The following is a 13,315-nucleotide window of genomic DNA, read 5'->3' on the forward strand; positions in this document are numbered from 1 at the left end:
GCAATTGTTTGCCGGTTGTCCATGTCGCCAACGCCCCGGGGCAACCTTTCCTTAAAATCGATCCTTCAGGGTTTTAGCGGGAAAAAGCGATTGCCCACGGGGGTGGTACGGATCGTGACTTTGCGAGGAATGATCGGGCCGGGAGCCTACAAGCATCCAGCGCTGGCGCTGCTTGTGGCCGGTTTTGGCGTGATGTCGGCCTCCCTTGTGCTGTCCAGGCTGGACCTTGGCGCCGAAGCGCTCAGACTTTGTCTTCAGATATCGGTAGCGGTGACAGTTTGCGCGCTTTTCTTCGCCTATCTTTTCATCGGTCGCATCTCGGAAGATCGACGACAGATGGCGGAGGGAGAGCAGCGCTTTCGCCGGGCGATGCAGGATTCGGTGATCGGCATCGCCATTGTCGCGCTGGACGGGCGCATACTCGAAACCAATCCGGCCTTCGCGACCATGCTTGGCTACAGCCGCGAAGAAATCGAGGCGCTGACCTTTTTCCAGATCACGCATCCCGACGATCTGCAGATCGGCCGCGAAACGATGGAGGATTTGAAAGCCGGGACCGCCCATGCGTTCCACTTCGAGAAGCGCTACCTGCGCAAGGACGGCACGCCGGTCTGGGCGCATCTCGCCGGCTCCGTCATTCGTGACGAGAAAAGCGGTTGTCCGCTCTATCTCGTCTCGCAGATCGAGGACATCGACGCGCGCAAGCAGGCCGAGGCGCGCATCGCCGAGGCTGAGACGCGCTGGAATTTCGCGCTCGCCGGCGCCGGTCAGGGCGTGTGGGACCTCGACATGCGCAAGGGCGGCACAACCTATTCCTCGACCTGGGTCAAGATGCTGGGGTTCGATGAGGGCGAGCTTGATGGCGATCCCGACCGCTGGCTGACCATGATCCATCCCGACGACCGCGAGACCGTCGCCGAAGCGGATCGTGCCCACCTTGACGGCAAGACGCCATTCTTCGAAGCCGAATTCAGGATGCGCCACAAGGACGGCCGCTGGATCTGGATACTCGATCGCGGCAAAGCCATCGAGCGCGACGAGGACGGGCGTCTGATCAGGGCCATCGGCAGCTTGACCGACATCACCCGGCGCAAGGAGATCGAGGAGCGCCTGACCGTGTCGGCGGCAATGCTGGCCGATGAGAAGGAGCGGCTGCGGGTGACGCTGCAGTCGATCGGCGATGCCGTTATCTGCACCGATGCGGCGAACCGCGTCACCTTCATGAACCCGGTTGCCGAGAAACTGACCGGCGTTTCCGGCGAGGCGGCTCTCGGCAAGACGCTCGGCCATGTCTATTGGGCGGTCGACGAGGAGACGGGTCACAGGATCGGCGTGACGCGGCCGGCGATCGGCGGGGAGGCTCCCGCCGACCAGAACAGCCGCGCCGTGTTGGTCCGCCGCGACAACACGCGTTGCAGCATCCGCCAGGTCGTGTCGCCAATCATGAACGAGCGCAATGAATTCTGCGGGCTGGTCATCGTCTTCCAGGACTTCACCGATGCGCGCGCGCTGCAGCGCCAGCTTGCCCACGCCGCGGCACATGACGCATTGACCGGCCTTGCCAATCGCTCGAGCTTCATCCGAACGATGGAGGAACTGGTCGAGCAGTCACGCAAGGACGGCACGACGGCCGGGGGTGGCCATCAGTTCATGTTCATCGACCTCGACCATTTCAAGCTGGTCAACGACACGGGTGGTCACGCCGCCGGAGACGCCTTGCTGAAGCGGGTCGCCGAAGCCGTGCGCGGCGTGCTTGGTCCCGAGGACATCGTCTCGCGCCTTGGGGGCGACGAATTCGCCGTCATCCTGAAATCGGGTTCGACCGCCGGTGCCAGGATCGCGGCGCGCTCCATCATCGATGCGATAGCCGGCCTGAACTTCACCTGGGATGGCCGGCCGCACGCGATCGGCGCCAGTATCGGGCTGGCGGCGATCAATGCCGATTGCGGCGAAGCCGATGAGATCATCGCAAGGGCCGATGCGGCCTGCTATGCGGCCAAGGCCGCCGGCCGCGGATGCGTCTGCGTGGCGCCGGACGGCAGTATTGCCGACCACGGATCGGCAGCGCCCAAGCCGCTCGCCGCGGCGTCGTGAGCGGCGGCCGGCCGAAACGTCAGGCTAGCGCGTCGGAACGGGATGCTCGCCGCGATAGTCGTAGAAGCCACGCCCGGTCTTGCGGCCGAGCCAGCCCGCCTCGACATATTTCACCAGCAACGGGCAGGGGCGGTACTTCGAATCCGACAGGCCGTCATGCAGCACCTGCATGATCGACAGGCAGGTGTCGAGGCCGATGAAATCGGCCAGTTGCAGCGGCCCCATCGGATGGTTGGCGCCGAGCCGCATTGCGGTGTCGATGGCGTCGACCGAGCCGACACCCTCATAGAGCGTGTAGATCGCCTCGTTGATCATCGGCAGCAGGATGCGGTTGACGATGAAGGCCGGGAAGTCCTCCGAGACCGTGATCGTCTTGTCGAGCTGCTTCACATAGGTCTTCGCCGCCTCGAAGGTCTGGTCCTCGGTGGCGATGCCGCGCACCAGTTCGACCAGCTTCATCAGCGGCACCGGGTTCATGAAGTGTATGCCGATGAAACGCTCCGGCCGGTCGGTCTGCGCGGCAAGTCGGGTGATCGAGATCGACGAGGTGTTGGTCGCCAGGATGGCTTCGGGATTGAGCTGCGGACAGAGCTGCGCGTAGATCTTGCGCTTGACGGTCTCGTCCTCGGTTGCCGCCTCGATCACCAGATCGGCGCCGGCGAGATCCGCCATCGTCGGTGCCGAGGCAATGCGCGCCATTGCCTGGTTGCGCAGCTTCTCATCGAGCTTGCCGGAGCCCACCTGGCGGGCCATGTTGCCGCTGATGGTGGCGATGCCCTTCTCGATGCGGTCGGGCGATATATCGTAGATCAGCACCTTGTAGCCCGAAAGCGCGGAGACATGGGCGATACCCCCACCCATCTGGCCCGCGCCGATGATGCCGATCGTCTCGATCTTGCTCATTACACCGATCCCGTCAAAAGGCCTTTGCAGCCTGCTTTTTGTGCGGTGCAAACTAAAAGGGCGGGGCGACTTCGTCTACCCCACCCCAAGCATTTAATACGCTTTGCCAGAGAGCGTCAAAGCGCCTTCTGCAACTCCGGCAGAATGACGAAGAGGTCGCCGACGAGGCCATAGTCGGCAACCTGGAAGATCGGGGCCTCCTCGTCCTTGTTGATGGCGACGATGACCTTGGAATCCTTCATGCCGGCGAGGTGCTGGATGGCGCCGGAGATGCCGACCGCGATGTAGAGATCGGGGGCGACGACCTTGCCGGTCTGGCCGACCTGCCAGTCGTTCGGCGCATAGCCGGCATCGACGGCGGCGCGCGATGCGCCGACCGCGGCGCCGAGCTTGTCGGCTACCGGCAGGATGACCTCCTGGAACTTCTCCGACGAGCCGAGCGCGCGGCCGCCCGAGATGATGATCTTGGCAGAGGTCAGTTCAGGACGATCGGTCTCCGAGAGTCTGTTCTCGACGAAGGAGGACAGGCCCGGATTGGCGGCCGCCTTGACGGTCTCGACAGCGGCAGAGCCGCCCTCGGGCGCCGCCTGGAAGGAGGCGGTGCGCACGGTGATGACTTTCTTGGCGTCGGTCGACTGCACCGTCTGGATGGCGTTGCCGGCGTAGATTGGACGCTTGAATGTGTCGGGCGAGACCACTTCGATGATCTCGGAGACCTGCGCGACGTCGAGCAGCGCCGCGACGCGGGGCGCGACATTCTTGCCCGACGAGGTCGCCGGGGCGATGATGGTGTCGTAAGCGCCAGCCAGCGATACGACGAGGGCTGCCGTCGGTTCGGCGAGGCGCTCGGCGAGTTCGTCGGCTTCGGCGAGCAGCACCTTGCTCACGCCCTTCAATTTGGCGGCGGCGTCGGCAGCGCCCTTGGCGCCCTTGCCGGCCACCAGCACATGCACGTCCGAACCGATCTGCAGGGCCGCCGACAGCGCCTTGGCGGTCTGGTCGGAAAGGGTGGCGTTGTCGTGTTCCGCGATAAGGAGAATTGCCATTTTATCTGTTCCTTCCGATCTCAGAGCACGCCGGCTTCATTCTTGAGCTTGTCGACCAGTTCGGCGACGCTCTTGACCTTGACGCCCGCCTTGCGGCCGCCCGGCTCCTCGGTCTTGATGACCTTGAGGCGCGGCTTGACGTCGGCGCCGTAGTCGGCCGGCGATTTCTCGTCGAGCTGCTTCTTCTTGGCCTTCATGATGTTGGGCAGCGAGGCGTAGCGCGGCTGGTTGAGGCGAAGGTCGGCGGTGACGATCGCCGGCATCTTCAGTTCCACCGTCTGCAGGCCGCCGTCGACTTCGCGCGTCACCTTGGCCTTGTCGCCGTCGAGCACGAGCTTGGAGGCGAAGGTGCCTTGCGCCCAGCCGAGCAGTGCCGCCAGCATCTGGCCGGTCTGGTTGGAATCGTCGTCGATCGCCTGCTTGCCGAGGATGACGAGGCCGGGCTGTTCGGCCTCTACGACGCCCTTCAGCACCTTGGCGACGCCGAGCGGCTCGGTCTGTTCGTCGGTCTTGACCAGGATGGCGCGGTCGGCGCCCATGGCGAGCGCGGTGCGGAGCGTCTCCTGCGCCTGCTGCGGGCCGATCGAGACGACGATGATCTCCTCGGCCTTACCGGCTTCCTTCAGCCGGATGGCCTCTTCCACCGCGATCTCGTCGAACGGGTTCATCGCCATCTTGACGTTGGCGAGCTCAACCGCCGAACCATCAGCCTTCACGCGAACCTTGACGTTCGCATCCACAACCCGCTTCACGGGCACAAGGATCTTCATTTGCCTGTCACCTCTTCACGCTAGTTGGGCGCGCTATAACAGCCTGCGCCCTTTCTGAGTTGTCGAAAGCCGACATTCCTGACTGAATTCCGGCCAGACGGAATTCTGGCCGGATGGAAATTCTGGTCTTTGCCCGTCTTGACTGCTCCTTAACAGCCCTGGGCTCGGACGGAGACGTTTCCGTAGTTGGGGCAACCCTTGACGTCAATACGCTGAAAGCGGCTCAAATCGGTTCAGTTTGGGCCAGAAGGGTTTCCCCGGCCCCAGCGCGCCGTGGTGGCGGGCGGTTCGGGCGCCGCTGGCCGAGCGGCAACCGTCGGCTGGTCGGGAGTGGGAACCACTGTATCCTCATCGGCGCCGGCAAAAAGCGGTACGCCGCGGCTGCGCAGGACAAGCACCAGCACCGCGCCTGCAATGATGCCGCCGATGTGGCAGGCCCAGGAAATCTGATCCTCGCCGCCAGCGGCGAACATGAAGACCTGGAACAGCACCCACAGGATAAGCGGGATGAAGGCCGGAATGCGCAGTGGTATGCGGGCAAAGGCAAGCACCCAGACCTTCACCCTGGGATAGAGGATCAGGTAGGCGACGACCACGCCGGCGATGGCGCCGGAGGCGCCGATCAGCGGCACCTGCGAGTCCCAGGCGACGAAGCTCTGGAAGGCGGCGCCGGCGACGGCGCACAGGAGATAGAAAATGAGGTAGCGGATGTGACCGAGGGCATCCTCGACATTGTCGCCGAACACCCACAGGAACAGCATGTTGCCACCAAGGTGGAAGATGTCGGCATGCAGGAAGGAATAGGTGAGGTAGCTCAGGCTTTCGGGGATGATGACAAAGCGAGGGTCGAGTTCGGCCGTGTCATGGACGACTGACGGGATGAAGCCAAGGCCAAGCACGGCGGCGTTGGTGAAATTCTCGCCGCCGAGCGCGGTGGCGCAATAGACCAGCGCGTTGACCACGATCAGGCCGATCGTCACATATTGCAGGCGGATGTGGCGCAGCCTGTTGGTGTCGTAAAGCGGGATGAACATGCGTGTCTGGCCCCTCCCGCTTTCGGTCCGTTCAGCGGTTCTTGCCAGGAACCCATAGCACGTCGGCATTTCCATTGTCATTGACCGCCCGGGCGGCGACAAACAGGAAGTCCGAGACGCGGTTGATGTATTTCAGCCCGTCGCGGTTGACATGCTCGGCCGGATCTTGAGCCAGCGCCACCATCAGCCGTTCGGCCCGCCGTACCACGGTGCGGGCAAGATGCAGGGCAGCGGCAGCCGGCGTGCCGCCGTTGAGCACGAAGGATTTGAGCGGCTGCAGATCCTTGTTGAGGAGGTCGATGTCCTTTTCGACCCGGTCGGTCTGCACGGGCGTGATCCGCAAAGGCTCATATCCCAGCGGCTTGCCGTCGTCGGGTACGGCAAGGTCAGCGCCGAGGTCGAACAGATCATTCTGGATGCGCGAAAGCATGGCATCGATCGCCGGGTGGCTCACTGCCGTGTGGACACGGGCAACGCCGATGCAGGCATTGGCCTCGTCGACCGTACCGTAGGCATCCACCCGCAGGTCGGATTTCAGCCGCCGTTCCCCGGTACCGAGTCCTGTCGTGCCGTCATCGCCGGTGCGGGTGTAGATCTTGTTGAGCTTGACCACATCGCCTCCCGAACGGTCCTCATTTGCGGGTGAAATACACCGCAAGCAGGATCAGCACCAGCGCCACGGCCTGCAGCATGACGCGTGCCTGCATCAGCTTGTTCGAGGTGACGCCGGTACCGCCGCGCATCATGTTGACGAGGCCCCGGATCAGCACGATCACCACGGCGGCCATGACCAGAATGGCGAGGATATTGAAGACGGTTGCCATTGTTGCGTTTCCAGTTGTTTTCGCGTTCAGGCGCGTTTGGCCATCAGGCGGTAGAGCATCGATGCCGGCAGGATGCGCTTGAATACAACGCCGATCCTGGCCGGCACTGTTACCACATAGTGCGGGCGCGGGCGCCGCGACAGAAGTGCATGGCGCAGAACCTTGTGGACCACCTCCGGCCCAGGCTTCAGCGTCGATTGGCTGCCGCCGGCCCGCAGCCGTTCCAGCTGCGCGGCATAGTCCGCACTGTGCACGGAATTCTCGATATCGATGTTTTTCAGGAACCAGGGCAGGCCGTTGCTGGCGATCTTCGATTTCACCGGCCCCGGCTCGATGAGCGAAACATGGATGCCGCTGCCTTCCAGTTCCTGGCGCTGGCAGAGCATCAGCGCCTCGAGCGCATGTTTCGACGCCGAATAGGCGCCGCGAAAGCGCACCGGCACGAGGCCGAGTATCGACGAGCAATGGACAATGCGGCCGTGACCCTGGTGGCGCATCACCGGCACCAGACGGCGGGTCAGATCGTGCCAGCCGAAGAAATTGACCTCGAACTGCTCCTTGAGCGCGGCCACCGACAGGTCCTCGACCGCACCGGCCTGCGCGTAGGCGCCATTGTTGAACAGGGCGTCGAGCCGGCCGCCGGTGCGTTGGAGCACTGAAGTCACCAGGACGGCGATGGAATCCGGTTCGCCGTAGTCGAGGTAAAAAGCCTCGATGCCGTCCGCTTCGAGGGCGGCGATGTCTTCCGGCTTGCGCGCCGTCGCGAACACCCGCCAGCCCTCGGCCTTCAACGCGCGGGCGCAATAGGCGCCTATCCCTGAAGACGCGCCGGTGACGATGACGGTGCGCAACTCCGCCGCTGGAGAATTCGTGGTTTGACGAAGGGTTGCCATTTGCCGCATTCACTTCCCATATTCGCGGCGTCTAGACAATCGAAGGGGAGCGCGCGTTTTTGCTGCGGAATATTGTCGCCCTGCGCCGCGTGCTCTACGACGCTCTCGGCCATTTCAACACCGATGACGGCTGGGCTATGGCCAGCCATCTGGCGATCACTTCGCTGATGGCGCTGTTTCCGTTCCTGATCTTCGCCACGACGCTGGGCAGCTTCCTTGGCGCCGAGGCCTTTGCCGACACGGCCGTGCACCTGGTCTTCGACACCTGGCCCGATCAGATCGCCAAGCCGATCGCGCATGAGGTGCTGAACGTGCTGACCGTCCGGCGCACCGACCTGCTGACCTATGGCGTGCTGCTTGCCGCCTACTTTGCCTCGAACGGCATCGAGGCGCTGCGCACGTCGCTCAACCGGGCCTATCGCGTCACCGAGACGCGCGGCATCATCTACCGTCGTGTGCAGAGCATCTTCTTCGTGCTGATCGCCACCGCCGGGTTCCTTGCCATCAGCGTGCTCCTGGTGTTCGCGCCCTTGCTGGCGCGGCTGGCGGAAGCCCATTTCGAGTGGATCAAGCCCTATACCGGCACGATCACGCTGTGGCGCTACGTCATCGCCTCAACCGTCATCATCGGCGGGCTGTTTGCCGTGCACTACTGGCTGCCGGCCGGCAAGCGCCGCTTCGTCTCGCTGGTGCCGGGCATCGTCTTCACACTGGCGGCGTGGCTCATCGGCTCGACGATGTTCGCCACTTATCTCGACCATTTCTCGTCCTATGTGACGACCTATGCCGGGCTGGCCTCGATCATGATCGCGGTGGTCTTCCTCTACATCGTCTCGGCGATCTTCATCCTTGGCGGCGAGCTCAACGCCGCGATCAGCCGTTATCTGGAGGCGCGTGCCCGGGTGGGATGAGGCGGTGCCGGTCGGATTGAGGAATTGAAGAGCTGGAGAATTGAGGAAGTGAAGAAAAGTGGCCATATCCGGCGTGGCGTGCTTTTTCCTCAATTCCTCAATTCCTCAATTCCTCAATTCCTCAATTCCTCCCTTGCCTGCAATGCTTCCCCTGGTCTGCCGCGCCGTTGCCAGGCCAACGCCGAAAGTCGTGATGGCCATGCCGACGATCTGCAGCGCGTTGAGCTGCTCGTCGAACAACGCCCAGGCGATGACCGCCGTTACCGCCGGGACGAGGTAGAACAGCGAGGCGACCTTCGACATCTCGCCGTCGCGGATCATCACCATCAACAGGAAGATGGCGCCGAGCGACAGCACCAGTACGAGCCAGGCCATGGCGAAGATCAGTTCGCCGTTGATGACGACGGTGTGCGTCTCGAAAGCAAGCGCGGCGAGGATCATCAGCGAGGCGCCGCCGACATATTGCCACATGGTGGCGGCCACGAGGTCGCCGCCGGAAGCGAAACGCTTCTGCCAGATGGTGCCGGCGCTCATGCCGAGCACCGAGACCAACGAGGCGGTCAGGGTCGCGGCGGTGACGCCGCCGCCAAGCGCCCCAAGTTTTGGCCACAGCACGATGACGATGCCGATCAGGCCAATGCCCAGGCCAAGCCAGTGGCGCGGCAGGATTGCCTCGCCGAGGAACTTGCCGGCAAGCACTGCCGTGATCAGCGGTTGCAGGCCGACGATCAGGGCTGAAAACCCTGCCGGCATGCCCCTGTGGATGGCCCAGAAGACGGCGCCGAGATAGACGCCATGCATGAGCACGCCGGCGCCGGTGGCGTGCAGCGCCTCCTTGCGGGTGGCTCGCTTCGAGCCCAGCACCGGCATCAGGGTAGCCAGCAGGATGGCGGCGATGACGAAACGCGCGGCGAGGAAGGTGAACGGCTCCGCCCATGGCATGGCGTAGCGCGCGCCGATGAAGCCGGTCGCCCACAGGACGACGAAGGTGGCGGGGATGAACCGCTTGATGCTGTGCATTTTCCGGAGACCGCCGCAGAGAGTTGACCGTGGCGATGCTCTAGTCCCGTTCAACGCAGCGCGCAAAACGAAACGATTGATCCATGCATCACGGGAATTCAATCGGCGGCGCGTCCGGCATGCGGTTCTCCCGACCTCGTGGAGGTCAAAGTCCGATCATCCGCCTGATGTCGTCAGGTGTCGCGCCGGCCCCGCGCAGCTTGGCAAGGCCGGTGTCGCCAAGGCTCTTCGACAGTTTTCGCCCGTCCGGCCCGAGGATGAGCCGATGGTGGAAATAGGCGGGTTGCGGCAGCACGAGCAATTCCTGCAGCAGGCGCTGCACGCCGGTGGCGGAAAACAGGTCCTGGCCGCGCACGACATGGCTGACGCGTTGCAGGGCGTCGTCGACAATGACGGCGAGGTGGTAGCTGGTCGGGATGTCGCGCCGTGCCACGATCACGTCGCCCCAATCCTGTGGACGGGCCTCGACAGGGCGCGTCGCGGATAGCGTCTCATCGGTGAATTCGGTCCAGGCGAGATCCCTGCCGACACGCGTCATGGCGGCGCCGACATCCAGCCGCCAGGCAAAAGGCTCGTTGCCGGCGATGCGCCGTTTGCGTTCTTTCACCGGCAGCGCCTTGTCTGCTGGGGGATAGAGCGGCACGCCATCGGGATCGCGCGGCCAGTCACGCCCGCGCCTTTCGCTATCGGCGATGAAGGCCCTGATGTCGCCTCGGCTCATGAAGGCGGGATAGACGAGTTCTTCACGGATCAGCCGGTCAAGCACCGCCCGATACTCCGCGAAATGCTCGGACTGGCGGCGCACCGGCTCTTCCCAGCCAAGCCCCAGCCATTTCAGATCGGCAAGCACGCCCGCCTCGAATTGCGGCGTGCAGCGCGTGGTGTCGATATCCTCGATGCGCAGCAGCAGGCGGCCGCCGCTGGCCTTTGCCAGTTCCTGGTTGAGCAGCGCCGAATAGGCATGGCCGAGATGCAGTTCGCCGTTGGGGCTGGGCGCGAAGCGGAATGTCAGGAGCGTCATGTCTCTGGCGGCAATCGGGTTGTGCTGCTGTTTCGGCGGTTGCTACCTTGCGGCACATTGCAGGACAAGGAAACCATGCAACGCATCGCGACACTGGACGACATTGCCCGCGGGCTCGATGCGCTTTGCATCATCGATCCGCGCCTGGAAAAGGTGCGAGGCATGGCCGGCGAGGTGCCGCTCAGGCTTTCGGAGCCAGGGTTCAGGAGCCTGGCCTCGATCATCGTCTCGCAACAGGTCTCCCGGGCGAGCGCCGATGCGATCTTTGGCCGGCTGACCAGGCTCGTCGATCCGCTGACGCCGCAGGCGATCCTGGCCGCCGGCGAGGACATGTTTCGCGAGGCCGGCCTGTCGCGGCCCAAGCAGCGCGGACTGATCGCGGTTGCCCAGGCCGTGGCCGACGGGCTCGACCTCAATCACCTCTGTTCGCTCGACGCGGCCGATGCGATCACTGCGATGACCGCGGTGCCCGGGATCGGTCCCTGGACGGCGCAAGTGTACCTTCTGTTTGCCGCCGGGCACCCCGACATCTTTCCCGCGCGCGATGTCGCGCTGCAAACGGCGGTCGGCCACGCGCTCGGCATCGACCCGCGTCCGCCGGAGAAAACATTGATCGCATTGGCCGAATCATGGAGCCCGTGGCGAGGTGTCGCATCGCGGCTTTTCTGGTCCTATTATCGCGAAACCAGGGGCAGGGACGCCGCGCCGCCATCCTGAATCCGCAAAAAAGCATAAAAATCGGGGGTTTTTGACGCTTTGGGCAAGCGACAATCCGCTTCACATCCCTGTCATGTCGGGCTTACAGTATCCGCGCCGTTCGGATCTAGAACCAAGGAGGTAAACACGTGACGGTCGCCGTATCTCCGGATGGGCTTCCAGCACTGGTGCTGAATGCGGATTACCGTCCGCTCAGCTATTACCCCTTGTCGCTCTGGTCCTGGCAGGATGCCATCAAGGCGGTGTTCCTCGACCGGGTGAACATCGTCGCCGAATACGAGCATGCGGTGTCTTCGCCGACCTTCTCCATGAAGCTGCCGAGCGTGGTCAGCCTGAAGGCCTATGTGAAGCCGTCCAGGCATCCGGCCTTCACCCGCTTCAATGTGTTCCTGCGCGATCGCTTCCAATGCCAGTATTGCGGCACACCCGAGGATCTGACCTTCGACCATGTCATCCCGCGCCATCGCGGCGGCGCGACGACCTGGGAGAATGTCGTCGCCGCCTGTTCGCCCTGCAACCTCAGGAAGGGCGGCATGATGCCGGCGCACGCCAAGATGTGGCCGCTGCAGAAGCCTTACCAGCCGACGGTGCACGACCTGCACAACAACGGCCGCCTGTTCCCGCCGAACCATCTGCATGAAAGCTGGATGGATTATCTCTACTGGGATGTCGAACTCGAACCATAGAGTTCGGCAGAAATCCGCCATGCTGGCCGCTTGACGCAGCTTTCTGTGCTTCCCCGTTCTACTGCGTCGCAGTTGAACTTTGCTCACGTACCTAAGTACGCTCCGCTCCGGTTCTCGAAAGCCGCGCCATTCGACTCAGCCTGCCGAATTTTGCTCGAACCATGCGCCGTGGGGCACAATCGAATTTGATCAGTCGCGGGCCAGCGCACCCCGGAAGGCGACAGCGGCCAGGACGAGGCTGGCGATGGCATTCCAACCGGCCAGCGACAGGCCGAGGATGCGCAAAGCCGCCTTGTCGCAGGAGGGCGGCACGAATTTGTCGAGCGCGTCGAGCACGCCCTTGCCGCCGGTGTCGACCGGGCCGGCGCCCGCCGTGCAGTCGGTCGGGCCGGCCCACCACTGCCATTCGACGCCGGAATGGTAGACGCCGAGATAGAGGCCGTAGAGCATCAGGAGACCGCCAATGCCCAGCAGGCCGCGCGTCAGCCAAGCGGGCGCGCGCAGCATCGATGCGATCACCGCCAGCACCATCAGCGGCACGCCGATATAGTAGGGGGTGCGCTGTTCCAGGCAGAGATGGCAGGGGATGTAGCCGCCAATATACTGGAAGCCGAGCGCCGAGCCGACGGTCGCGGCCATGGCGACGGCGAGAAAAAGGGCGGTCCGCGTCCGCTGACGTGCGGTATCGATATTCATGGTCGCTGTCATGGGCTTTCGTCCGTTGTGTTCGCCACCCGCCGGGTCCGCTTGCTCCTCAAAACCGTCACCCAGTTTTGAGACCGGGGCCTCAGAGCGCGTATTTGATCAGGATATAGAGCAAAATCAGGGCAGCCGCGGCGGCGCCGACGATCAGGCCAAGGCGCTTTTCGATGAACTCGCGGATCGACTCGCCGTAGCGGCGCAACAACCAGGCCAGCAGCAGGAAACGGGCGCCGCGCGCCACGATGGCCAGCACGATGAACAGCGCCAGATTGACGCCGATGACGCCGGACAGGATCGTCACCACCTTGATCGGCGGCAGGTGCGCCGCGCCCGAGGTGATCAGCATCAGGATGATGAAGCCGATGCCCGACGAGGTGCGCAGTTGCTCGAATTCATCATACTTGCCGTAGAATTCGAGGATCGGCCGTGCCACCGCCTCATAGGCGTAGTGGCCGATGAACCAGCCGGCAATGCCGCCCAGCACCGAGGCGGCGGTGGCGATCAGCGCATAGCGATAAGCACGATCCGGCCGCGACAGCGCCATCGGCAGATAGAGCACATCGGCCGGCACCAGGAACACAGAGCTTTCGACGAAAGCGATGAAGGCCAGCCACCATTCCGCGGATTTGCGGGCCGCCAGCGACAAGGTCCAGTCGTACAGTCCGCGAAGCATCGGCTCTCCTAATGCATGGTC

The 13,315-nt window shown here is 63.7% G+C and carries 15 protein-coding genes; 4 read left to right on the top strand and 11 right to left on the bottom strand.

The genetic code is table 11. The features are described from left to right. Positions 1-114 precede the first annotated feature (114 nt). Entirely contained in the window at positions 115-2,094 is a 1,980-nt protein-coding gene (locus EB815_RS08710) for a PAS domain S-box protein (RefSeq protein ID WP_244494128.1), read from the top strand. A 24-nt stretch (positions 2,095-2,118) separates the two neighbouring features. On the opposite strand, the gene EB815_RS08715 is transcribed toward EB815_RS08710, so the two are convergent. The 7 genes from EB815_RS08715 to EB815_RS08745 form a co-directional block, all read right to left on the bottom strand. After that, positions 2,119-2,997, bottom strand: a complete 879-nt coding sequence (locus tag EB815_RS08715) for a 3-hydroxybutyryl-CoA dehydrogenase (protein ID WP_015315562.1) — start codon at positions 2,995-2,997, stop codon at positions 2,119-2,121. Positions 2,998-3,113: 116 nt separating this feature from the next. Further along, a complete protein-coding gene (locus EB815_RS08720; RefSeq protein WP_056576154.1) occupies positions 3,114-4,043 on the bottom strand; it encodes an electron transfer flavoprotein subunit alpha/FixB family protein in 930 nt (309 codons plus the stop codon). Between the two features lie 20 nt (positions 4,044-4,063). Continuing rightward, positions 4,064-4,813 (bottom strand): electron transfer flavoprotein subunit beta/FixA family protein, encoded by a 750-nt coding sequence (locus EB815_RS08725; protein WP_056576157.1) that lies wholly within the window; start codon positions 4,811-4,813, stop codon positions 4,064-4,066. Positions 4,814-5,046: 233 nt separating this feature from the next. Further along, a complete protein-coding gene (locus EB815_RS08730; RefSeq protein ID WP_056576161.1) occupies positions 5,047-5,847 on the bottom strand; it encodes a rhomboid family intramembrane serine protease in 801 nt (266 codons plus the stop codon). A gap of 31 nt (positions 5,848-5,878) precedes the next feature. Beyond that, the gene (locus EB815_RS08735) at positions 5,879-6,460 is read right to left on the bottom strand and encodes a cob(I)yrinic acid a,c-diamide adenosyltransferase (RefSeq protein ID WP_056576164.1); all 582 of its coding nucleotides are present in this window, start codon (positions 6,458-6,460) and stop codon (positions 5,879-5,881) included. Positions 6,461-6,479: 19 nt separating this feature from the next. Continuing rightward, positions 6,480-6,671, bottom strand: coding sequence for a twin transmembrane helix small protein (locus EB815_RS08740; protein WP_056576167.1), 192 nt, complete (start codon positions 6,669-6,671; stop codon positions 6,480-6,482). A 26-nt stretch (positions 6,672-6,697) separates the two neighbouring features. Beyond that, positions 6,698-7,564, bottom strand: coding sequence for an SDR family oxidoreductase (locus EB815_RS08745; RefSeq protein ID WP_081295033.1), 867 nt, complete (start codon positions 7,562-7,564; stop codon positions 6,698-6,700). A gap of 59 nt (positions 7,565-7,623) precedes the next feature. Between EB815_RS08745 and EB815_RS08750 the strand changes: the two genes are divergently transcribed. Further along, on the top strand, positions 7,624-8,475 hold the full coding sequence (locus EB815_RS08750; RefSeq protein ID WP_056576173.1) for a YihY/virulence factor BrkB family protein: 852 nt from the start codon (positions 7,624-7,626) through the stop codon (positions 8,473-8,475). A gap of 105 nt (positions 8,476-8,580) precedes the next feature. Here the strand turns inward: EB815_RS08750 and EB815_RS08755 are convergent, their stop codons facing one another. Continuing rightward, the gene (locus tag EB815_RS08755) at positions 8,581-9,495 is read right to left on the bottom strand and encodes a DMT family transporter (RefSeq protein ID WP_056576177.1); all 915 of its coding nucleotides are present in this window, start codon (positions 9,493-9,495) and stop codon (positions 8,581-8,583) included. Positions 9,496-9,640: 145 nt separating this feature from the next. Next, a complete protein-coding gene (gluQRS, locus tag EB815_RS08760) occupies positions 9,641-10,516 on the bottom strand; it encodes a tRNA glutamyl-Q(34) synthetase GluQRS (protein ID WP_056576180.1) in 876 nt (291 codons plus the stop codon). A 75-nt stretch (positions 10,517-10,591) separates the two neighbouring features. On the opposite strand from gluQRS, the gene EB815_RS08765 reads away from it, so the two are divergent. Together EB815_RS08765 and EB815_RS08770 are read left to right on the top strand one after the other, a co-directional pair. Next, positions 10,592-11,233 carry a DNA-3-methyladenine glycosylase family protein gene (locus EB815_RS08765; RefSeq protein ID WP_056576591.1) on the top strand — a complete coding sequence of 214 codons (642 nt, stop codon included), beginning with the start codon at positions 10,592-10,594 and terminating at the stop codon, positions 11,231-11,233. 128 nt (positions 11,234-11,361) lie between these two features. Then, entirely contained in the window at positions 11,362-11,919 is a 558-nt protein-coding gene (locus EB815_RS08770; protein WP_008874122.1) for an HNH endonuclease, read from the top strand. 189 nt (positions 11,920-12,108) lie between these two features. On the opposite strand, the gene EB815_RS08775 is transcribed toward EB815_RS08770, so the two are convergent. Together EB815_RS08775 and EB815_RS08780 are read right to left on the bottom strand one after the other, a co-directional pair. Continuing rightward, positions 12,109-12,627: a disulfide bond formation protein B gene (locus tag EB815_RS08775; protein ID WP_056576183.1), complete on the bottom strand. Its 519-nt coding sequence runs from the start codon at positions 12,625-12,627 to the stop codon at positions 12,109-12,111. Positions 12,628-12,706: 79 nt separating this feature from the next. Beyond that, positions 12,707-13,294 carry a YqaA family protein gene (locus EB815_RS08780; RefSeq protein ID WP_056576186.1) on the bottom strand — a complete coding sequence of 196 codons (588 nt, stop codon included), beginning with the start codon at positions 13,292-13,294 and terminating at the stop codon, positions 12,707-12,709. Positions 13,295-13,315: the final 21 nt, after the last annotated feature.

It is taken from the genome of Mesorhizobium loti (genome assembly GCF_013170705.1).
GTDB classification, from domain to species: domain Bacteria; phylum Pseudomonadota; class Alphaproteobacteria; order Rhizobiales; family Rhizobiaceae; genus Mesorhizobium; species Mesorhizobium loti_D.

Excerpts from the sequence above, each read along its gene's own strand:
- EB815_RS08715 (WP_015315562.1), bottom strand. The coding sequence starts at position 2,997 with ATGAGCAAGATCGAGACGATCGGCATCATCGGCGCGGGCCAGATGGGT.
- EB815_RS08720 (WP_056576154.1), bottom strand. The coding sequence starts at position 4,043 with ATGGCAATTCTCCTTATCGCGGAACACGACAACGCCACCCTTTCCGAC.
- EB815_RS08725 (WP_056576157.1), bottom strand. The coding sequence starts at position 4,813 with ATGAAGATCCTTGTGCCCGTGAAGCGGGTTGTGGATGCGAACGTCAAG.
- EB815_RS08730 (WP_056576161.1), bottom strand. The coding sequence starts at position 5,847 with ATGTTCATCCCGCTTTACGACACCAACAGGCTGCGCCACATCCGCCTG.
- EB815_RS08740 (WP_056576167.1), bottom strand. The coding sequence starts at position 6,671 with ATGGCAACCGTCTTCAATATCCTCGCCATTCTGGTCATGGCCGCCGTG.
- EB815_RS08745 (WP_081295033.1), bottom strand. The coding sequence starts at position 7,564 with ATGGCAACCCTTCGTCAAACCACGAATTCTCCAGCGGCGGAGTTGCGC.
- EB815_RS08755 (WP_056576177.1), bottom strand. The coding sequence starts at position 9,495 with ATGCACAGCATCAAGCGGTTCATCCCCGCCACCTTCGTCGTCCTGTGG.
- gluQRS (WP_056576180.1), bottom strand. The coding sequence starts at position 10,516 with ATGACGCTCCTGACATTCCGCTTCGCGCCCAGCCCCAACGGCGAACTG.
- EB815_RS08765 (WP_056576591.1), top strand. The coding sequence starts at position 10,592 with ATGCAACGCATCGCGACACTGGACGACATTGCCCGCGGGCTCGATGCG.
- EB815_RS08775 (WP_056576183.1), bottom strand. The coding sequence starts at position 12,627 with ATGACAGCGACCATGAATATCGATACCGCACGTCAGCGGACGCGGACC.
- EB815_RS08780 (WP_056576186.1), bottom strand. The coding sequence starts at position 13,294 with ATGCTTCGCGGACTGTACGACTGGACCTTGTCGCTGGCGGCCCGCAAA.